This window comes from Pseudoflavitalea sp. G-6-1-2, assembly GCF_012927185.1.
Classification (GTDB): domain Bacteria; phylum Bacteroidota; class Bacteroidia; order Chitinophagales; family Chitinophagaceae; genus Pseudobacter.
This window is the reverse complement of sequence record NZ_JABBGB010000002.1, coordinates 1,429,117-1,452,432: the sequence shown is the minus strand read 5'-3', so window position 1 is coordinate 1,452,432 and position 23,316 is coordinate 1,429,117. Positions and strand designations below refer to the sequence as shown.

Below are 23,316 nucleotides of genomic sequence, written 5' to 3'. Positions count from 1 at the left end.
GAAAATATTATGAAACCAATTATCAAGATAGCAAAGGCGGAACTGAAGCAGTTGTTCTTCTCACCGATAGCATGGCTGATCATTGTGATCTTTGCTTTTCAAACCGGGCTCGTATTCAACGGCATTTACACTGGCATGATGCGCAGGCAGCTGATCGGCTGGAAACTGTGGAGTGTAACTGCCAGCACATTCGGCGGTATACAGGGAACCTTCACTATCGTTCAGCAATACATCTTTCTCTATATTCCGTTACTCACCATGGGCATCATGAGCCGCGAATTCAGCAGCGGTTCCATCAAACTGCTGTATTCATCTCCGCTGAAAAGCAGGCAGATCATTTTCGGAAAATACCTCGCTCTGGTAGCGTATGCATTTGTGCTGATGCTGGTACTCGCAGTGTATGGCATCTATGCGGTCTTTACCATAAAGGCAGTTGATATTCCACTGATCCTAACCGGACTGCTGGGGCTGTTCCTGCTTACCTGTGCCTATGCTGCCATTGGACTGTTCATGAGCTCACTCACATCCTACACGGTGGTGTCTGCCATGGGAACGCTGGGCATCTTTGCTGTGCTCAACTATGTAAAATCAGTAGGGCAGGATGTGGAGTTTGTACGCGATATCACTTACTGGCTGGCAATTTCGGGCCGCAGCGATAATTTCATTGCAGGATTGATCACCAGCGAAGACCTGCTGTATTTTCTGATCGTGATAGCACTCTTCATCGGCTTCAGTGTGGTGAAACTGCAAAGCGGACGACAGAAGAAAGCATGGTACATCACGTTCGGCATGTATGCAGGCATTTTCGCGGGAGCCATGATGCTTGGATACTTCAGCGCCAAACCCAAACTGATGACCTTCTACGATTCCACAAGAACCAAGACCAACACACTTACAAAGAGCAGCCAGGAAGTGCTGAGCCACCTGAATGATGGACTAACCATCACCACCTACTCCAATATGCTGGATGAGAATTATTGGATTGCCATGCCAGATCAGTACAAGTATGATGTGGATAGATTCCGGCAATACATACGTTTCAAACCGGGCATTAAACTGAAGTATGAGTTCTATTACGAAAAGAACGGGAACAAACAACTTGACAAACAATATCCAACGCTCAATAGCGATCAGCTGATGGACACGCTGGTCAAACTAAACGATTACAAATTCCCGATCTATCCATATTCCAAATACAAACCGGAAGCGGATCTGTCCAGTGAACGATTCAGGTTTGTGCGGAGCATGAAAAGAGAAAACGGAAAACAAACCTACCTGCGTGTGTACGATGATATGATGAGATTGCCGACTGAAACGGAGATCACTGCTGCCATCAAACGACTGGTGATCGACAAACTGCCTACCGTAGGCTTTCTCACAGGGCATGGAGAAAGATCGAGCAACGCAGAAGAAGATCGTGGCTACAATATGTTTGCGCAGGAGATCACTTTCCGTCATGCATTGATCAATCAGGGATTCGACTTCGAGAATGTTACACTCGATAAGGAGATACCGGCTCATATCCGTGTATTGCTGATCGCTGAACCGAAGCGCGCGCTGTCGGCCGATGAAATGAAAATGCTGCAGCAGTATATCGACAGGGGAGGCAATATGATCATTGCGGGAGAGCCCGGCCGTCAGGATGTGATGAACCCCATCGTAGAAAATATCGGTGTGAAATTCATGCCCGGAATGCTGGTGAAACCCAGTAAGAAATTTCAGTCGGATCTGTTGCTGCTTACTCCAACAAAGCAATCGGAGAAGATTGCATTCCATTTCAAATCGATCCGGGAGATAGAACAGCTGCTTCCCATGAAAACAGCCGTAGGGCTGGAATATGCAACCAATAAGGGTTTCGATGTAGTGCCTCTTTTTACCAGCGATTCTTCCGGCAGCTGGAATGAACTGGAAACCAAAAACTTCATCGATGATACAGTATTGCTGAACACCAGGGCCGGTGAAGTGGAAATGCCCTATACAACAGCCATTGCCATGTCGAGGAAAGTGAATGGCACGGAGCAGAAAATAATTGTGGTGGGCGATGCCGATTACCTGAGCAACGGGGAGCTGATGATGAGCCGCAAAGATATTTCTCCGGCGAATTTCAATTTCATCAGCGGTTCGTTCTTCTGGCTTACCAATAACGAATTGCCGATCGATATGCGCCGCCCGCATATGCCGGACAATGCGTTGAAGATGAGCAAGACGGCCTGGACCGTTTCGGGATTCATGTTGAAATGGTTATTCCCGATTGCACTGATGTGCTGCGGAACCATCATCTGGCTGAGAAGAAAATCCAGATAAAAACAGCGTACTATGAGTTTGATAATCGACAAACAAACACTGGACGATCTGAATATTTTTGGCAAGAGGGATAACGATGCCGTATATGCCATTTTTAATCGTACCCATACCCGTGGTGGAGCCGGAATACTCGAACAGTTATTCCGGTATCCCCTTGCCAATTTAGATGCCATCAAATCGCGCAGCAGTACCATCCGTTTCTTTCTCGCACAACAGATAAAATTTCCGTTCAGGGGAGAACTGTTGGATGCTGCTGCAAATTACCTCTCTGATACCGACGAGCGAAGCCGGATGTCTGCGCAGGACAATACACTGAGCAGGAAATTCAATCAGGTGATCGGCGCCGATACCGGCAATCAGCAATTGATGAAAGGCATCGCTTCGATAATCGAGATTTTCATATTGCTGAAGCAGTTCGTCGATACAGTGAATGAAGCTGCGCTCGAAACGCCGTATGCAGCTGAGATCAGCGCTGTGAAGCAGGTGTTGTTGCAGCAACCATTTGAACAACTGTTGCAGGAAAAGGTACCCGTAAAGATCGACTACGAAAAGGCGGCGGACTACGACCGGCTGCTTCGGTTTGTTCATATCGAAGATGTGAAAAAGATACTGGAGGCAGTGTATATGCTCGACGTGTATATTTCCGTTGCCTCGGTAGCAGCAGCAAGAGGATTTGCTTTTGCAGAACCGGTAGGCAGTGAGGAGCATGTGATGGAGATCGAAGGGCTGTATCATCCTAAATTATCTGAACCAATCGCGAACGATATAGAGATGAAGCCGAACTCCAATATCGTGTTTCTTACCGGTGCAAACATGGCCGGCAAATCTACCTTCATGAAATCCCTCGGTATTGCTGTGTTTCTTGCCCATGTGGGGTTTCCGGTGCCTGCTTCGCGCATGCGGTTCTCAGTTTGTGATGGTTTGCTTACAACCATCAATCTGCCGGATAACCTGAACATGGGATACAGTCATTTCTACACCGAAGTATTACGCGTAAAAAAAATGGCTGCGGAACTGGAGCATGCGAAAAATCTCTTCATCATCTTCGACGAGTTGTTCAGGGGAACAAATGTGAAAGATGCATATGATGCTACCGTTGCTATCACTTCCGCATTTGCGAGCCGGCCTAATTGCATGTTTGTGGTATCAACGCATATCATGGAAGCCGGAGAAAAACTGATGGAAGAATGCAGCAATATTCAGTTCGTTTACCTGCCTACGCTGATGAATGGCGACAGACCTGTGTATCCCCGAAAGCTGCAACAGGGCATCACTTCAGACAGGCATGGTATGGTGATCATCCATAACGAAGGCATTCTGGATATACTGCGGAACGGACAATATTAAATGAAGAAGCATGAGTTTTTTAATAGACAAACAAACTGCCGATGATCTTAATCTGCTGGGCAAATACAAACCCAATGCGATATTCGGCATGTTCAATAAAGTGAAAACGGCTGGCGGAGAACGGTTGATGGAAAATTGGTTCCGGCATCCGCTTACCGATGCCGATGCCATCAATCAGCGTTCAGCGATGTTCAGCAGATTCGGTGAAATGGCCATTGAATTTCCTGCTTCGGGCAATGCTGTTGAAGTGATGGAGAACTATCTCAACTCAGGAGCGCCGGGTAACCGGTTTGCTGCTCCCGTTTCAGTGATGAGCAAACGGGCTGCACATACTCTGGGACTGAATAAAGAATACCGTCAGTTTGCGGAAAGCCTTTGCGTAACCATTGAAGTGCTCAATAAATTTCGTGGTTGCTTTAATGGAATGGCCGATAAGCACAGGGATATGTTGTCTGGTGTTTTTGGTGAAGCCTGCAGCATTCTGAATAATGCTGAATTGAAATGGCTGCGCGAAGAAGCAGGGAAAAAGGAGTTGCCCCTGAGCAAGATCCTCCGGTACGATAATGTTTTAAGATTCCATCTCAGAGCGAAACTGGAAAATGTATTGCGGGCTATTTATCTGCTCGATTGCTGCATAGCAGTTGCAGCTACAGCCGGAGAACGGCAATTGGTGTATGCACATGCCTTGCCGAAGGAGCGCAGCTGCATCCGCATCGACGATTGCAGGCATCCGGGAATAAAAAAAGCGGTGGGGAATTCTGCCGATATGCACCATCACAGCAATGTGCTGTTTCTTACAGGGGCCAATATGGCGGGTAAGTCAACTTTTATGAAATCCTTTGCCATAGCGGTTTTTCTGGCGCATATGGGATTTCCTGTAGCTGCCAGGTCGATGGAGTTCTCTGTGCGTGATGGAATTTATACGAGCATCAATGTTCCGGATGATCTGGAGCAGGGCTTCAGTCATTTTTATGCCGAAGTGCGCAGGGTGAAGATGGTGGCGGAGACAGTTGCCGCAGGAAAACATATGCTGATCATTTTCGACGAGCTGTTCAAAGGCACCAATGTAAAAGATGCTTACGATGCTACACTGGCTGTTACGGAAGCGTTTGCTGCTTACAGAAAATGCTGCTTTATCATTTCCACCCATATCATCGAAGTAACTGAGCCGTTGCGGGAACGTTGCAGTAATCTGCAGTTTGTGTATTTGCCAACGATCATGGAGGGGCAGGTGCCGAAGTATACGTACCGGCTCAAAACCGGTGTAACTGAAGACAGGCATGGGATGATGATCATCGAAAATGAAAGGATCATCGATATTATCCGTAAGCCGCAGCTGCAATAAAAAGGAGAGATCAATAAACGGGTCCGGGTCTGCATAGATGCAGGTACGGACCCGTATTGTTTCTGCGAAAAAATACGGGAATATTCAGAAGCGGGTGAAGGCGGAGAAATAGTGCATCATCATAATTCACCAGCTTTCCTTAATATTGTAGGGATAACTGCTTAATCCCTAACCTCAAGACCTGATGGTATTGGAACCGGACATCATTATAGCTTTTAAAAGAGGCGATGGTACTGCTTTTGAACAGGTTTATAAAACTTACTTCAAACGGCTTGCTTATTTCGCCAACAAGCTCATCGGTGATCCGGAGCAGGCAGAAGACATCACTACGGAATCCCTGCTGAAATTATGGGATCGCCGCCATCAGTTCGATAATCCTTCACATATAAAATCCTGGCTTTATATTACAGTTCGCAATGCCTGCATCAATTTTATGCAGGAAACAGTGCGGCATAGCCGGTCTCATCAGGAGATCAGTTACCTCAGCACACATGAAGAGGAAGACATCGACCGGCACCGCATCGATGCGGAACTGATCAATGAGATCCATCATCAATTGCAATTTCTGCCCGCTCAATGCGCTCAGGTATTTGAGCTGATCTACTTCAGGGGCAAGAGCACCGTTGAAACAGCCAACCTTCTCCAGACCAGCACCAAGAATGTGCTCAACCAGAAACTGAAAGCCATCAAATTGTTGAAAGCGCAGCTGCTGAAGCGCGGATTGTTCCTGTTTTTATAGGCATTCAAAAAAAAGTTTGGCATCAGCGATGGAAAAACCTTTTCCTGCCTGTATTAGTATTAAAACCCCAGCTCAGAACAAACAATGGCCAGTAATCCGTCCATAGAAGCGTTGCTGATAAAGCAACTTGATCAACCCCTCACGATGTCCGAACAGGCCATCGTAAACCAATGGCTGGAGGCATCGCCCGCGAACAGCGCGTTGTACGAGAGCTTTCAGGACAGGGAGTTGCTGGAGAAAAAACTCAGCGCGTTCAATCAGTTCGATGAAGTGGCTTCCTGGGAAAAGCTGGTTGCTTCAGGCAGGTGGACGCCGGAGCAGGAAAGCAAAACCGTTTACAGTATCATGCGGAAGCGCTGGCATTATGCAGCAGCCATCTTTATTCTTTGTATCGGAGCAGGTATCTTCTACCTGTATCTTCAATCGGATAGTGCAGCAACGGCGAACAAGCCTGAGCTTGTAACCACACCAACCGAGATTCTTCCCGGAAAGAATCAGGCCATCCTTACGGTAGGAGATTCAACCATTCTTTTGAGTGATAATAAATCGGGCATCGTTGCTGAGGATAATGCTATCGAGTACAACGATGGAGAACGCATTGCACAGGCAGGCAGAATGATCACACTATCCACACCCCGTGGCGGACAGTATCAGGCCGTACTGCCGGATGGAACCAAAGTGTGGCTGAATGCTGCATCATCTATCATCTTCCCTTCAGGCTTCAATAAAGAAAGAGCAGTAAAGGTTTCGGGTGAAGTATATTTTGAAGTAGCACAGAACCATCGCGCTCCGTTTATGGTAACAGCAGGCAATACGCAGGTGCAGGTACTGGGCACCAGCTTCAACATCAATGCGTATGAAGAAGAAAGAGCAGTGAGAACAACACTGGTGGATGGAAGTGTACGTGTTTTACCCCTGTCTGAAAATCAGCGCAACGTGGTGCTGAAGCCGCTGCAGCAGGCTGTTTCAGCCATGAGTGGCGAAATAACAGGAGTGTTCAGTCCGGATATTGCCAGCATCCTTGCATGGAAGAGAGGCTTCTTCAGTTTCGACAATGCCGACTTTGAAACCGTGATGCGTCAGCTTGAAAGATGGTATGATATCAAAGTGCAGTACCGTGGCGCCGTGCCTACAGTAAAACTAATGGGGGAACTTGACAGAGCGATTCCGTTGACGGACGTTCTCAGGTATCTTTCCCGCCTCAATATAAAGTTCGAGAAAGAGGGCAGAACACTTACAATTCTGCCGTAAACCAACACTATGAGATGGCATTAAAAAACGAAACCGGAAGTGTTTGCACCACTCCCGGCAGAGTTTGAGTTTATTAACCAGAACAGGTCTCGCAAAAGACTGCTTATTACATCACCCAAACGTACCAAAGTTATGCAAAATGTGGTTTCCTTCTCCCGGAGTTGGGGGAAATCCGTTGCGCGCCGGGGACTGCTTCCGGCCGGGCGGAGATTAAAGCCAATACTATTAGGTATGAAACTAACTGTACTATTTCTGACTGTCGCTTTCATGAATGTAAGCGCCAACAGCTTTTCACAGAACGTCAGCTTTTCGGGAAGCAATGTTCCGCTCGAAAAAGTTTTCAATGAATGCAAAAAGCAAACCGGGTACAGTTTTCTTTACCCCAGTTCATTGCTGAGCATTGCACACCCCGTTACAATCTACGCGGAAAATATGCCGCTGGAGCAGTTTCTCAAAGAACTCTTCAGAACGCAGCCCATCGGATATGAGATCAATAACAGATCCATACTGCTGTTTGCGAAGCCTGTTGTTCCCGCAATCATTAATCCTGCAGCTAATCAAAGTATTGATGCAACGGCTCCGCAGGTGAATGCATTTCCGGTGAAGATCAAAGTGATCGATTCACTGGGTGTTCCCATGCCCAGAGCTTCCGTAATGGTGAAGAACAAAAAGATCTCCAAAGTAACCAATGCAGAAGGGATTGCTGATCTGCAGGTTGATTTCGGAGATGTGATAGAGATCAGTTATGTGGGGTACGAAACAGTAACATATACTGTCAGAAGCATAACGTCTGTAGTCTATATCAATCTGAAGTTGTCAGATAAGGGAATGGATGAAGTGGTGACCGGTTATACCAGACTCAGAAAGGAAAGCTTCACCGGTAATTCCATCCGCATAACACAGGAGGATATTCAGAAAGTGGGCAACAGAAATGTGATCAGCGCCCTGCAGATATTTGATCCGTCTTTCCGCATGGAAGTGAATAATATCATGGGCTCCGACCCCAATACATTACCGGAATTCTATATCAGGGGCCGTTCCGGTATTGGTGTAAAGTCGCTTGATCAGGTGGATGTGTCTCAGGCAGCGTTGAGCAACAATCCTAATCTTCCCATTTTTATTTTAGATGGTTTTGAAATACCCGTTGAACGTGTGTATGATTATGATATCACTCGCATTGCCAGCGTTACCATTCTCAAAGATGCAGCTGCTACTGCCATCTACGGATCACGTGCTGCCAATGGTGTGGTGGTGATACAAACTGTAGCACCCGTGCCGGGCAAACTCCATGTGGACTACAATATGCTGACTTCACTGAGCATGCCTGATCTCACTGATTACAACCTGATGAACGCTTCTGAAAAACTGCAGGCAGAAGAGCTGGCAGGCTATTATAAACCAGATGGTATCACCAATCCGGCATTCCTCACACAAGAGCTGCTGGCCAAAAGAAACCAGATCAATCGTGGCGTGAATACTGACTGGATTGCTCAACCTCTTCAGAATGCGCTCAACCAGAAACATTCGCTGGTTTTTGAGGGCGGCTTTGATCAGCTGAGGTTCAGCGCCAAACTGGCGTACGATGTTGAAAAAGGAGTGATGAAAGGATCGAAGCGTGAACGCAAAAGCGCTGCCCTTCAGATCGATTATCGGGTAAAGAATTTTCAGGTAAGGAACGATTTCTCCTATGATGTGGTGGACGCACGCGATTCTCCCTACGGCGATTTTGCCGCCTACACAAGAAAGAACCCGTATGATGAAGCTTATGATGCCGACGGAAAACCTGTAAAGACTACAACGCGATGGCGTTACATGGCCGAACCGCTTTCTCTGGTGAACCCATTGTATGAAGCGTTGATGACGCAAAACTTCAACACCAACGGTTATCATGCCATCACCAACAATACTGGTATCAGCTGGAAACCATTCAGTAAACTGACAGTACGCGGAGAAATAGCGCTGGGACGAACTTTTAAGAGATCGGATAAATTCATCGATCCTGCATCGGGCACACAGGTGGGCGTTGATAATATCGGCCGCGAAGGAAAACTCAACATCGGCAGAACCGACGAATATTCTTTCAATACCAATATCTATGCAAACTATGTGAACAATATCGGAGGGCATAACATGAACTTTTCCGGTGGTGTGAACATAAAGGAGAATAAGGGTACACAGGTTTCGGAATTCTATGCTGGTTTCCCATCCGGACAGCTGAATTCTCCCAACTATGCTTCCGTGATGGAGCGCAAATCCGCTTACGTTGATAATATCACCAGATTGTTCGGCACCTTCCTGGCACTGAACTATACGTACAGGGATATCTACCTGCTTGATCTGTCCGGCAGGGTGGATGGTAGTTCCAGTTTCGGCGCCGATAAAAGATTTGCTCCCTTCTGGTCTGCAGGTAGCGGCATCAACTTCCACAACTACAACTTCCTGAAAGGAAATACAGTTTTCAACAGAGTGAAACTGACAGGCTCTTTCGGGCAGTTGGGAAAAACAAATTTCCCTCCCTATGCTGCTAAAGGAACTTACATAGTTCAGCAAGCCAAATACAGCACAGGTGCAGGTGTGCTGCTGAAGGCCATGGAAAATCCGAATCTTACATGGGAGATCACCAATACCATTGATGTGGTGCTTGATCTTGGACTGTTCAGAAACAAGCTGAACATCAATCTCAACTGGTATGATAAGGTTACCAGAGATCTGGTGAATGATGTTGATATGCCGCTTTCATCGGGCTTTCCCACGTACAACGACAATGTGGGTAAGATCAGGAACCGCGGCGTTGAATTAGGAATGAGATATGATGTGATCAGAAAGAAAGATTTCTATTTCAATGTGTCTCTCAACTTTGCATCCAACAAAAATACACTCGTTGAATTGTCCAATTCTCTCAGACGTTACAATGAGCTGGTGAATCAGCAGTATGATGGTTTCAACGATGCATTGGCAGTATTGCAGAGTCCTGATATTAAGAAACGTTATTCCACTGCGCATACAAAGTTTGTTGAGGGCGCTTCAGTGACTTCCATTTATGGCATGCGTTCACTGGGCATCAACCCGGCAGATGGGAAAGAGATCTATATGCGCCCCGATGGTACTATTACCTATGTGTGGTCAGCAGGTGATCAGGTGGCAATAGGTGATGCAACCCCAAAAGCACAGGGAACATTTGCCCTCAATGCTGTGTATAAAGGCTTCTCACTCTATGTTGCCTGCATGTATCAGTTTGGCGGACTGGATTACAATTACACGCTGCTGAGCAAAGTGGAAAATGTGGACCTCTACAGTAACAATGCAGACCGCAGGGTGCTGTCGCAGCGCTGGCAGCAGGCCGGCGATCTTACGCAGCTGAAAGATATATCTGACAGGCTCTATCTTACCCGACCTACTTCCCGCTTTATTCAGAGGAATAATCAGGTGAGGCTGAGTACACTTACGGTGGCATACGATATTCCGCAGAAGAAAGTGGCCAGGTTTGGACTGTCGAGATTCAAGGTTCAGCTCACCGGCAGTAATCTCGCAACCATTTCTTCCATACAACAGGAGCGTGGGCTGCAGTATCCCTTTGCCCGCACATTTGAATTGTCATTAAAAGCCGCATTATAAAAGTTGCTGATCATGAAAAATATCACCCTACTAATTATTATCATTTCTTCCTTCACCGGATGTAAGAAATGGCTGGATGTACAACCTTCTGATCAGATAGTGGATAAGGAATTGTTCAGTGAATCCCTGGGCTTCCGTCATTCGCTGAATGGTGTATACATTCAGGCTGCCGGCAAAGATCTGTTTGGCAAGAACCTGAGCTGGGGTCTCAATACTGCCTACAGTCAGGAATATGCTGCCGGCAAAATGGGTACCGAGCAGTACCTCGCCTATGAGTTTGATAAAACGAATGCAGGCAGCCAGGCCATCATTGATGGCATCTGGAGCAGGGCATACAACAATATCGCGAATTGCAACAAACTGCTGAAAGAAATTGAATCATTGCCTGAAAGTGGATTCATGGCGGGCCGCTCAGAGCGCAACCTGATCATGGGAGAAGCAATTGCCATGCGTGCGCTGATGCATTTTGAAATGCTTCGGCTGTATGCGCCCGCACCTGCAAAAGAGCCGAACGGGAAATATCTTCCATATGTGAATACTTATCCCGCAAAGCTCAATCCACCGATTGCTACCACTGCAGTGATTGATCAGATCACGGCTGATCTTGAAAAAGCTCAGTCACTGGTTGCAGAGAATGATACCATCGTAAACAGTTCAGGCCTGTCGGCCAAACTGCCCTCCCAGATAGCGGGTTTAGGGAATGGATCGCCCCTGACTGCCTTTTTTACTTTCAGGATGCACAGGCTTAATTATGCAGCCATTCACGGATTGCTTGCGCGTGTATACCTCTATGCAGGTAACTATGTAAAAGCAAAGCAGGAAGCAAAATACCTGTATGAGAATTTTGGTCCACACGGAAGATTGAAATGGTGGGAGTTCACTTCGGAATTCAATGCAACCACCGGCAGCGTCAACAGGTACAGCAAACTGGCAAATGATATTCTGTTTGCTGCTTATGATGCAGATCTTATCACCAACCTCGCAGCTTCCAATCAGGGCAGCTACCGGCTTTCGCCTGATGTGAGCGAATGGTTCCCGGCTTCTGACCGTGATTTCCGTTCAGGATTTATCAGTGAAGCGCAGACCGATAATGAAACACAGAAAGGAAAGATAACGGATAAATGGCTGGAGAGCCGTGCCATTCAGGCAGAGGTGAAAGCACAGAATACCATTGTGCCTGTACTCAGAATGAGTGAAGTGTACTATATATACAGTGAGACCTTGTTCAGGGAGGGGCAGAAGACTGAAGCGCTGGAAGTACTGAACCAGGTAAGGAATGCAAGAGGGAAGCTCTCCACCTTCTCACAGACAGATGAGGAATCGTATTATCAGGAACTGCTTGCCGAGTACCGCCGTGAGTTCATCAATGAAGGACAAACCTTCTTTGCCTACAAACGAATGCAGCGAAACCTGATGCGCGGTACACAGACGATTGTGCTTGATAACCGTTTTGTATTGCCGATACCTCAGAACGAGCAGATTTTCTAATACCGGAAAAAGACTCCATGAAAAAGACGATCACCACAACAATATTCGCAGGAACAATTGCTTCACTGATGCTTTTCGCTTCCTGCAAAAAACAGGAGATAGACCTTTACAGCAGCAGCAGGTATGTGCAGTTTGTAACAGGTATTCAGGATTCCATTTCGTTTTCATTCTTCTATTATCCCGGAAAAGATGAAATACAGATTGCGCTGCCTGTAAAGCTGGTAGGGAAACTGTTTCCGCAGGATCAGACCTACAGCATCGAGGCTGTTTCGTCAGAAGGTACCGTTACTTCAGCCAACTACAGCCTACCTGTGCAGACATTCAGAAAGTCAGCAGTACTTGATACGGCATGGGTGACTGTGAAAAATACCCCGGAGCTTGAAACCAAAGATCTCAGGCTTGTATTGCGCATCTCGGAAAATAAGAACATCATGCCGGGGCAGACAGAAGCTACGTATAAGATCATCCGCATCACTGCCAGAGTGAGCAAGCCTGTGTGGTGGGATAACAACATGAACATGTATTATCTCGGCAGATACAGTGAGAAGAAGTTCCGCACGTTCATGGAAGTGACCGGTGTGGGCGATCTGGCACCATTGGATAATAATCAGCGACTGATCTATTTTCTGCAGTTCAAATATTATCTGATTGAACAAAAGGAAAAGGGTACACCGGTGTACATGGAAGATGGCGCCGACATGCTCAGTACTGTTCCGTTGCTCGGCTAATCATTCAACCAAACTGACTACAATGAAAACCAGTTATATCATTCGTTTGCTGTTGCTCGCTGGTCTGTTTCTGCAATTGTCCTGCATCAAAGACAATAGCAATTTCGATTACAAAAAAGGCAATCCCGTAAAAATCACTTACGGCATAACACAAGCTCTTGTTGCTGTTATTGATGAACCACTTACCATTAAACCTGAACGGATATTTGAAGTGGCAGGTAAAACAATCAATGACTATGATCATGAATGGTATCTGGATGGAAAGCTGATATCCAGAGAACCCGATCTTGTGTTCAACGGAGTGAAATCAGGCTTTGTATATCTCCAGTATCACATGATCGATAAAGAATCCGGGCTCCGGTACACTCCCGGAGATCCCATTGGCATGACAGTGCTTTCTCCCTACGAAACCGGATGGGCCATTCTGTACGAAAAAGACGGTGTATCCGAAATTGCGCATGTGCGCAAAACTGCCACGGGATACCGGGATCAGCTGGCACTTTACAAAGACAAGAACAATGGTGAAAGTCTCGGTAGCCATCCTCTCCGCATCAAGGATTATTTTGTAAATGGTGGAAGAGCAGTGGCGGTAATTCAGCAGGGTGGACAGGGATCGGTAGAGCTTGATGGGCTGAACTATGAAAAGAAACTGCAGGTGAATGCATCCTTTGTGGGCGGCATGCCGTCAGGACTGAAACCTGTGAATGCAGGCTTCTACGAAACGGCGGATCTGCTGGTGAATGAAGATGGAAAGCTGTATGGACGCCTGTTCCAGAGCAATCCCATTGCGTTTACGGTTCCCTGGCTGAATATTCCGCTGGAAGTGAACAAGGGCATGAAGATCAAACATCTCTGGGATGTGTGGACCGGCAACTCATACTATACAGTGATGTATGATGAACTGAATAACAGGCTGCTCTATGCATCGCTGAGACTGGTGCAGAACCTGACTTTCGGAGCAACGCTGAAGATCGATACATTTCCTCCGCCACCTCCTTACATGCCGGCACTGCCGGGCTATATCAACCCATCCTTATCACTGACAGGTTACGAGTATATCTGGGGAGGAACTTTCAGGGACGATAATATGCTGAACACTGTCTGCACATTCCTTGTGCGGGACAAGGTTACCGGTGAAATGTATGTGCAGCCATTCGGTTTTATGACCATTATCGGTATTCAGGTTATCCATACACCAAAAATGCGACAAACATTCACCGGTAAACAATATCTGAATGCTGCATCAAAATTTGTGGCCATCAAGATGAGGGATTTTCTCTTCTTCTCCGGAGGTTCTAATAATGCAGCTTTGTACTATTATGATGTAACCCTTGGCGGAGCTACCAAATTGTATCATACACTTCCTGCATCCATTACGGCGCTGACGCAGAGTGACGATGGTCAGCAGCTGGCAGTTGGCCTTGCTGATGGCACTGTGATCTTCTATGATATTTCCAATCAGGCGTTGCTGAATGGAGCGCCGGTGGAGCTGCATCGCGTATCGGGATTGGGCCGCATTGCCGATATCACCGTAAGAGGAGGTACTCCGATTTAGAAAATAACCAGTAACACATAACGCATTTCACTGCTGAACGCCTGTACTATACGGGTGCAGGGGAATCTTTTGCTCAAAAAAAACAAACAGTAAATAATGGCCGAATCTATTGTAAAAATCGAAGGGCTTTCACACCGGTATAGTGTGCAGTGGGCCGTTCGTGATATCAACCTGGAGCTGAACAAACGCGGCATCTTCGGGTTGCTGGGTGCAAACGGCGCCGGTAAATCAACCATCATGAATGTGGTATGCGGCGTGATAAAACCTACCAGGGGCAGCATTTTCATCAAGGGGATCGATATTCAGAAAGACCCTGTAGCAGCGAAAAAATTCATGGGATTTCTGCCACAGCAGCCACCGCTTCAGGGTGAGTTCAATGTAGAAGAATTTCTCACCTACGCAGCCGGCATCAGACTGGTACCCGATAAGGATATTCCTGCTGCCGTTACAGAGGTGATGGAAAAATGCAGCCTCTCGCATATGCGGCAACGTTTGATCAAGAACCTTTCCGGTGGATACAAACAGCGCGTGGGTATTGCGCAGAGCATCATCCATAAACCTGAGTTTGTAGTGCTCGATGAGCCTACCAACGGGCTCGATCCCAATCAGATCCTTGAAGTAAGGCAACTGATCAAAGAGATCAGTGAATACTGCACCGTTATCCTTTCCACCCATATTCTGCAGGAAGTGCAGGCGCTCTGCGATCATATCTGGATGATCAACGACGGCTCCGTAGTATTCTCAGGAGGCATCGAAGAGTTCGATAATTACATCGCTCCAAACTCACTGCTGATCACATTTCTGGCGAAGCCAACGAAAGAAGAACTGCTGGCTGTGCCAGGTATAACCGGTGTGGAAGAACTGGATGGTACGAAGGTGAGGGTGAGGTTCGCAGCATGGCCTGAGTCGGCCGAAAAACTGATCGAAGCCAGTATGGCAAAACGCTGGCGCCTGGTGGAGATCAATCTCGAGAAGAGCTCCATGGAAGACATCTTCATTGAATTGTCAGGCAAACAATCTAAATCCTAACCCATAAGTAATACAAAATGAAAGTAATCTGGAAAATAGCAAAGGCGGAATTACAGGCTATGTTTTATTCGCCTGTAGCCTGGCTGATACTCATAATTTTTACATTTCAGGTTGGGATGGTGTATACCGGCCTCTTCGATGGATTGATGCGCGCCGTTACCATGGGGTACATCAAAGTGAATGTTCCCATGAGTCAAACGCTGAACATCTGGTCGTCTGCCACAGGTGTTTTCAATCAGGTACTCAGTTATCTGTACCTGTATGTGCCATTGCTCACCATGGGCGTGATCAGCCGTGAGCTGAGTACAGGCAGTATCAAAATGCTGTACTCCTCACCGGTTACCACCAATCAGATCATATTCGGCAAATACCTGTCTCTGCTGGTGTACGGACTGATACTGATGGGCGTGCTGACAGTATTCGGTTTACATTCTGCCATCAGTATAAAGAATATAGATTTTTCTGTGATCCTGTGTGGCATACTGGGTATTTTTCTGCTGTTCTGTACTTATGCTGCCATCGGATTATTCATGAGCTCACTCACATCCTATACTGTTGTGTCTGCCATGGGTACGCTGGCGTTGCTGGCTGTACTGTCCTATACCCGTACGCTCTGGCAGGATGTTGAAGGTGTTCGGGAGCTTACACATTGGCTGTCAATTTCAGGAAGAGTGGATTCTTTTGTACTGGGCATGATCACCACCGATCGTATGATCTACTTTGTGCTCATCTCGGTTATGTTCATCACATTCACTGCCATCCGCCTGAATTCCATGAGGCATAAAAGTTCTTTCCTGGTATCGTTCTCCAAATATGCAATGGTGCTGGTAGCTGTATTCGGTTTGGGTTATCTCACTTCCATGCCACTGTTCAAAGGATATTACGATGTTACGCGCACCAAGGTGAACACGCTTACCAAATCCAGCCAGGATGTGCTATCCAGGCTGGGGAACGATGATCTTACCATCACCGCCTATGCCAATATGCTGGATAAGAATTTCTTTTATGGACTGCCAGCCATGTACATGTTCGAAAGACAATTATTTGAACAGTATACCCGGTTTAAGCCGAGAATTAAAATGAAAACCGAGCGGTACTATGAACTGGTGGCCAATCCTATGATGGATAAACAATACCCCAACATGACCGGCAAGCAGCGAATGGATACAACAGCTAAACTCATGAACCTGAATTTTCCTATCAAACCTTATGAAGAGATCAAACAACAGGTTGATCTGTCTGGTGAGAAATTCCGGTTTGTGAGACTGCTGCAGAAAGGAGATGGCAAGCAAACATTCCTGCGCATTTTTGAAGATAATCAGGTAATGCCTACGGAACGTGAGATCACGGCAGCTTTCAAGCGCCTGGTAATGGATCTTCCTACCGTTGGTTTTGTAACGGGGCATGGAGAACGTCAGAGTACTTCGTTTCAGGATCGTGGGTACAACCTCATCGTGCAGGAGAAGAGTTTCCGTTATGCACTGATCAATCAGGGCTTCGACGTAAAAGATTTTACCCTGGCCAATGAAGTGCCGGATGATATCAGAATCCTCATCATTGCCGAACCGCGTTCTGCATTCAGTCAGGAAGAGCTGGACCGCATCAGCCGTTATGTAGAAAAGGGAGGTAACATGATTGTGCTGGGCGAGCCCGAAAGCCGTGATCGCGTGAACCCGATCATTGCACCACTGGGTGTGCAGCTGGAACCTGGTGTGCTGGTGAAGCCTTCCGCAAAATACCAGACCGATCTGCTGATGGCAAAACCTACGGCGGCGGGCGTTTCAGCTTCCATGTATCTGGATGACCTGAAAAAAAGAGCAGGCGTGGTAACTATGCCGGGGGCAAGTCCTTTGTCAGTGAAACCTGCACAGGGTTTTGAATCTACTGTGTGGCTTACCTCTGACTCCACCGGCTCATGGAATGAACTGGAAACAACCAATTTCATTGATGATAAAGCAGTGCTCAATGAAGGGGCAGGAGAGAAGAGTGAACCATTCCCCACAACAGTGGCGCTCAGCAGAAAAGTGAATGGAAAAACGCAGAAGATCATCGTAACCGGTGATGCAGACTGGATCAGTAATGGCGAGCTGGGTGCACAGCGCTATGAGCTGCCTGCTTCCAACTTCAATCTGATACTGGCTTCCTTCTACTGGTTGTCTGATAATGAAGTGCCCATTGATATGAGCAGGCCCGACCCCACCGATACTACCGCTACCACCAGTGCAGGTGTGTGGACAGCCTTCAAAATCTTCCTCAAATGGATACTGCCCGTAGGGCTCCTTGCATTCAGTTTGTTACTGTATATCAAAAGAAGAGGTAAATAATGAGCTTCATTACAGACCAGCAAACGCTGAACGACATCAGCATTTTCAGCAAAAGTGGAAAGCCTTCCATCTATGCGTTCTTTAATCAGACCCATACGGCAGGGGGCGCGGAATTACTGGAGCAGATGTTCCGCGCTCCCCTGTCAATCAGGGAAGATATCAATCGGAGAAGCGCCCTATTCCGTCATTTTCAGCAAAAGAAAATTCAGTTGCCTTACCAGCCGATCTGGTTCGATGCAGCCCGGCAGTATCTGGAGAATTCGGATGCGCGTACACGACTAACGCATGAGGACAATAGCCTGAAGCGGAAGCTTACAACGCTCATCGGTTCGGATACCGGATATCAGTTTGTAGTGAATGGAGTGGATGCAGTTTCGGAGATCGTAACATCGGTGTTTGCATTCATTCAGTCCGATGAGCCGAAAGGCAATGCTGATCTCGAAAAGGAAACGGCGCTGGTGTTGTCGAAAATGGAACATCCAGAATTTGCGCAGGCGCTGCAACTGGCGGCTGCAAAGAAAAGATCGTTTGAAGATACGGCGCTGCTGGATAAACTCTATCGGTTTACCCTGCGCGACACCGTTATGAAACTGATGCACTACTGCTACCTCATAGATGTATATCATTGTGTAGCGAATGTAGCTGCAAAGCTCGATTGCTGCTTTGCCGAAGCAACGGCAGGCATCTCGCAGCTGATGCTGCGCAATGCGCGACATCCGTTGGTGGAAAATGCAGTGGGTAACAATTTCGAGTTGTTGCCAGGACAGCAGGTGGTGTTCCTGACCGGAGCGAATATGGCGGGTAAATCCACTTTCATGAAAACCATCGGCATCTGCATGTATCTCGCGCATATGGGATTTCCTGTACCGGCAGCGGCCATGCAGTTCTCGGTGCGTGATGGTATTTTCACTACCATCAATCTTGCCGATAACCTCAACATGGGGCATAGCCATTTCTATGCGGAAGTATTGCGCGTGAAGAATATCGTAGAGCAGGTGAGGCAGGGCCATAACCTCTTTGTGATCTTCGACGAATTGTTCAGAGGCACCAATGTGAAGGATGCAGGGGATGGCACCATCGCCATCACGCATGCATTTGCGAAGCAGCAGCAAAGCCTTTTTGTGGTATCAACGCATATCATCGAAGCGGCGGATGAACTGAAAAAAAGCTGCAACAATATCCGGTATGTATTCATGCCAACTTATATGGAAGGCTCCATACCACGTTATACGTATACCCTTCAGGAAGGCGTAACGGCAGACCGCCATGGCATGCTGATTATTCAGAATGAAGGTATGCTGGATATGCTGCAAAACGCTTCAACAACACCGGCATCCGCTGTGCAGGCAACATTTCAGACAGACAATCAAACCCTCGAAGACCTGAACATACCCGGCAAGTACAAACAGAATTCCATCTTCAGTCTGTTCAACTCTACGAGAACCAGAGATGGTGAACGTTTGCTGGATCAGCTGTTCATGCATCCGCTTACCGATGCCAGCACTATCAATGAACGATCTGCCCTCTATGCGTTTTTCAGCCGGCAGACGCTGGCATTTCCTGTAAGCTCCGCAAGGTTTGCACAGATGGAAGATTATGTAAAGGATCGTCCGTATGATGGTGCATTGCAGCTTTTCTTTCGCGGAGCAAGGCGGCAGGCGCTGGCCATGATGGGAGTGAAAAAAGAAATGGAACAGGCAGTGGAAGGATTGTCTGCCACCATGGAAGTGTTTGCTGCTGTCCGGACATTTCTCCAATCATCGTGGACAGCCATTGCACCTCCGTCATTGAAAAAAGCGATCGGTGAAGTGTTGAATTTCCTAAACGACCCGCGGCTGCAATTGAACAAGTACGGCAATGCAGCCGGTTACTCATGGAGAGAACTGATCCATTTCGAAATACTGCTCTTCAACAAAATGAATAAGCTGGTTGCACAGTTGCTTCATTTATTGTATGAGCTGGATGTATATATTGCTGTAGGCAATACTGCCCGGAAACTGGGGCTTTCTTTTGCTGCTGCTCTTGAAGGAGAAGGGAATGAATTGCATATCACCGGTGGCTTTCATCCTGCCATCACCAATGCAAAAGGCAACGATATCAATTTCGGAGCACAACAGAATTTTATGTTCCTCACGGGAGCGAACATGGCCGGTAAATCTACTCTGATGAAAACTACCGGTGTATGTGTGTACCTCGCTCATATGGGCTTTCCCGTTCCTGCCCGTGAACTGCGCTTTCATCCGATGGAAGGATTGTACACTTCCATCAACGTGGCCGATAATCTTAACATGGGGTACAGTCATTTCTATGCAGAAGTATTGCGTGTGAAGCATATTGCCCAACAGGTTTCGGCACAAAAAAGATTGTTCGTGATGTTCGACGAACTGTTCAAAGGAACGAATGTGAAAGATGCATATGATGCCACACTGGCTTTCTCGCAGGCATTCCATGCTTTCAACCGCTGCCTGTTCATCATCTCCACGCATATTGTGGAAGTGGGCACAGCGCTGGGCAGCAATACAAAAGGTGTTCAGTTCAAATTCATGCCAACTGTGATGCAGAACAATCTGCCTACATACACCTATGCCATTGCAGATGGCATTTCAGATGATCGCCATGGCATGGTGATCATCAGGCAGGAAGGCATTCTGGATATGCTGTCGGAAATAGAAGAATATAACACTCATCTATAAGTGATATGAAGATTATGAAACTACAATCGAAAAAACTATTGTATACCGCCTGTTTTCTGATGATCGCGGCACTGATCGGCGCCTGTAAAGAAAAGGTAACGCCGCTTCCCGGAGATACCGCTGTGCGCACAGGCGTGCTGCCCAACGGACTTACCTACTACATCAGAAAAAATGCGGAACCCCGTCAGCAGGCCTATCTCATGCTGGTGAACAAAGTGGGCTCACTGATGGAAACGGATGAGCAACGCGGCCTCGCGCACTTCACTGAACATATGGCTTTCAAGGGAACGAAACATTTTCCGAAGAACAGTCTGGTTGATGCGTTGCAGAAAATGGGCGTTCGCTTCGGAGCCGATCTCAATGCCTACACAGCATTTGATCAGACAGTGTACAAACTGGATATTCCACTGAGTGATACTGCTTCCCTGAATCGCGGCATTCAGATACTACGCGATTGGGCGGGTGGTGTGGAAATGGTGAATGAAGATATCGAGTCGGAAAGGGGCGTGATACTCGAAGAAAAACGTATGAGGAAGGGCGCCAGTGAGCGCATCAGCGAAAAAACGCTGCCCATTCTGCTCAACAATGCAAGGCATGTGCAACGCCTCCCTATCGGAACGGAAGAAGTGCTGACTACTTTCAAACCGGATGTATTGCGCAGGTTCTATGCAGACTGGTACCGCCCCGATCTGCAGGCCATCGTAGTGGTAGGAGAGTTCGATCCGGCTGAAATAGAACAGCAGATTAAACAACAGTTTGCCGATCTGGTGAAACCTGCAGGAGCCCCTGAACATACCAGACATGCTGTTGCTTTGAATGGCAAAAAAACATTTCATGTGGTGCGTGAGGAAGAGATCAAAACAGTATCGATGCAACTGTATTGCAAAGACACTGTATCGCAGATGCGGACTGATGAAGATCTTCGCAACGGTATCGGTACGCAGCTTTTCAATACCATGCTGGGCAAACGCATTGCGCAACTGCAACAGCAAAGCGATCCTCCGTTTCTGCAGGCAAGTGCGGGTATCGGCCCTATTGCCGAAGGCCTCGGAGGCCCAACAGTACAGATCAGTTTTTTACCCGGAGATATTGAAAGAGGATATACTGCACTGATGACGGAATTGTATCGTGTAAAAAAATATGGATTTACTGAAGAAGAACTCAGGCGTGCAAAGATTGCAGTGGGCGAAGCGCAAAATATGCGCTACAATAACCGCGAAAAGATCAGTTCAGAATCCTATGCCAATCAGTATGCACAGGCATTCATGAACAATATACCTACGCCTTCTGAAGAATTTCTCAATAAAGCCATCCGGGAACAGCTGGAAAAAATTACACTGTCATCGATCAGTCAACAGATCGATCTCTTCTTCGATCTTCCGGATCAGGACCTGATTCTGCTGGCGCCAACCGATGAAAAGATGGCACTGCCAACTGAAACCGACTTCAAAAACTGGTCAACCAACATTGCCGGTAGCAAGATCGAAAAATACAAAGAACCCGAAACCCTGACCGATCTTCCACGCCCCACTGCTAAACCCGGCAGTGTAGTGCAAACTGCAAAGCATGATGAAATCGGCGTAACCGAATGGACACTCAGCAACGGCGCGAGAGTATTGCTGAAACCAACCCCGGTTCAGGAAGATAAAATACTCATCAACGCCTTCAGCTTTGGGGGAACAGCATTGTATGATCAGCAGGATTATGATGCAGCTTCTCTCGCAGCGCCCATCACATTGCAGGGTGGGGTAGCAGGACTAGACCCGCAGGCTTTGTCTGCCATTCTCACCGGTAAAATGGTGCAGGTGCAACCATTTATTGCAGAATACACGGAAGGCATCGGCGGAGGCAGCAGCAAAAAAGATTTCGAGACTTGTCTTAAACTCATCCATCTGTATTTCACGAAGCCCGGTCTCAATGAAGCTTTAGTGGCCGGCATGCTGCGCAATTCCAAACTCGAACTGGAAAAACGAGGCCAGACACCCGGAAGTATTTTTTCGGATAGCGTGAATGCATTCCTCTCCGGCAATCACTGGCGCAAACAGCCGATGACGGTGGCCAGACTGGAAGCAGTGAAACCTGCACGCGCTGTGGAGATCTTCAAAGAACGTTTTGCAGATGCAGCCGATTTTACTTTCCTGATCACAGGAAGCTTCGAACCGGATGCCATCAAACCATTGGTGGAACAGTATCTGGGCAGCCTTTCTGCACTCAATAAAAAAGAAACAGTAGTGGATATTGGTCTCCGTTACCCAGACAAAGACCACACTATTGAAGTGAAGCAGGATCTCGAAAACAAAGCCACTGTGCAGGTGGTGATTCCCGGAACGTACAAAGGAACCCCCTGGGAGAATGTGCAGCTGAATGCGCTGCGTACCATACTTCAGTACCGCATCACCGATCACCTGCGCACGCAGGAAAGTGCTACCTATTCACCCTCGGTGAATATACAGAAAGCAGTATATCCAGATCCCCGTTATGCTTTCAGTATCGGATTCAGCTGCGATCCGCTGCGTGCAAAAAAGCTGGTGAACGAAGTGAAGCAGGTATTGAATCAGCTGGTGCAGCAGGGACCAACGGAAGATGAGTTGAATAAGTTCGTTGCGGAGAGTCGGGCCAGCATCACTAAAATGGCGGGTTCCAATGAGTATTGGCATACCGTATTGCTGACCAGCCTGCAGAATGGATATGATTTAGCCGAAGCGAACAGTATTGAAAGATATTTAGGCATGCTGAACAAAGAGCGACTGACAGTTGCAGCAAAAACTTTTATTTCTCAGAAACCCTTTATGGATTTCTATCTACTGCCAAAGTAGGGCCATGATCAATTGCAAAAAGGATGTCTGCTGATGGTTGGTTTCAGCAGATGTCCTTTTGCTTTTATGATTGGTGCAATAT

Annotated in this window: 13 protein-coding genes; all 13 read left to right on the top strand. The window is 47.2% G+C overall.

The window, feature by feature from the left end; translation table 11 throughout:
* The first annotated feature begins 9 nt into the window (after positions 1-9).
* Positions 10-2,304 carry a Gldg family protein gene (locus HHL16_RS15455; protein WP_169426081.1) on the top strand — a complete coding sequence of 765 codons (2,295 nt, stop codon included), beginning with the start codon at positions 10-12 and terminating at the stop codon, positions 2,302-2,304.
* A 12-nt stretch (positions 2,305-2,316) separates the two neighbouring features.
* Positions 2,317-3,651: a DNA mismatch repair protein gene (locus tag HHL16_RS15450; protein ID WP_169426080.1), complete on the top strand. Its 1,335-nt coding sequence runs from the start codon at positions 2,317-2,319 to the stop codon at positions 3,649-3,651.
* 10 nt (positions 3,652-3,661) lie between these two features.
* Positions 3,662-4,996, top strand: coding sequence for a DNA mismatch repair protein (locus tag HHL16_RS15445; RefSeq protein ID WP_169426079.1), 1,335 nt, complete (start codon positions 3,662-3,664; stop codon positions 4,994-4,996).
* Positions 4,997-5,180: 184 nt separating this feature from the next.
* Positions 5,181-5,735: a sigma-70 family RNA polymerase sigma factor gene (locus tag HHL16_RS15440; protein ID WP_169426078.1), complete on the top strand. Its 555-nt coding sequence runs from the start codon at positions 5,181-5,183 to the stop codon at positions 5,733-5,735.
* A gap of 84 nt (positions 5,736-5,819) precedes the next feature.
* Positions 5,820-6,986, top strand: coding sequence for a FecR family protein (locus HHL16_RS15435; RefSeq protein ID WP_169426077.1), 1,167 nt, complete (start codon positions 5,820-5,822; stop codon positions 6,984-6,986).
* A gap of 231 nt (positions 6,987-7,217) precedes the next feature.
* Positions 7,218-10,601 (top strand): SusC/RagA family TonB-linked outer membrane protein, encoded by a 3,384-nt coding sequence (locus HHL16_RS15430; protein WP_169426076.1) that lies wholly within the window; start codon positions 7,218-7,220, stop codon positions 10,599-10,601.
* Positions 10,602-10,613: 12 nt separating this feature from the next.
* Positions 10,614-12,089: a RagB/SusD family nutrient uptake outer membrane protein gene (locus HHL16_RS15425; RefSeq protein ID WP_169426075.1), complete on the top strand. Its 1,476-nt coding sequence runs from the start codon at positions 10,614-10,616 to the stop codon at positions 12,087-12,089.
* Between the two features lie 17 nt (positions 12,090-12,106).
* Positions 12,107-12,817 carry a DUF4843 domain-containing protein gene (locus tag HHL16_RS15420; protein WP_169426074.1) on the top strand — a complete coding sequence of 237 codons (711 nt, stop codon included), beginning with the start codon at positions 12,107-12,109 and terminating at the stop codon, positions 12,815-12,817.
* A 22-nt stretch (positions 12,818-12,839) separates the two neighbouring features.
* Positions 12,840-14,372: a PKD-like family lipoprotein gene (locus tag HHL16_RS15415; protein WP_169426073.1), complete on the top strand. Its 1,533-nt coding sequence runs from the start codon at positions 12,840-12,842 to the stop codon at positions 14,370-14,372.
* 96 nt (positions 14,373-14,468) lie between these two features.
* Positions 14,469-15,401, top strand: coding sequence for an ABC transporter ATP-binding protein (locus HHL16_RS15410; RefSeq protein WP_169426072.1), 933 nt, complete (start codon positions 14,469-14,471; stop codon positions 15,399-15,401).
* Between the two features lie 17 nt (positions 15,402-15,418).
* Entirely contained in the window at positions 15,419-17,725 is a 2,307-nt protein-coding gene (locus tag HHL16_RS15405) for a Gldg family protein (protein ID WP_169426071.1), read from the top strand.
* Positions 17,725-20,418, top strand: coding sequence for a hypothetical protein (locus tag HHL16_RS15400; protein ID WP_169426070.1), 2,694 nt, complete (start codon positions 17,725-17,727; stop codon positions 20,416-20,418). Before HHL16_RS15405 ends, HHL16_RS15400 begins: the two co-directional genes overlap by 1 nt.
* Positions 20,419-20,432: 14 nt before the next feature.
* Positions 20,433-23,234 carry an insulinase family protein gene (locus HHL16_RS15395; protein WP_169426069.1) on the top strand — a complete coding sequence of 934 codons (2,802 nt, stop codon included), beginning with the start codon at positions 20,433-20,435 and terminating at the stop codon, positions 23,232-23,234.
* Positions 23,235-23,316 lie beyond the last annotated feature (82 nt).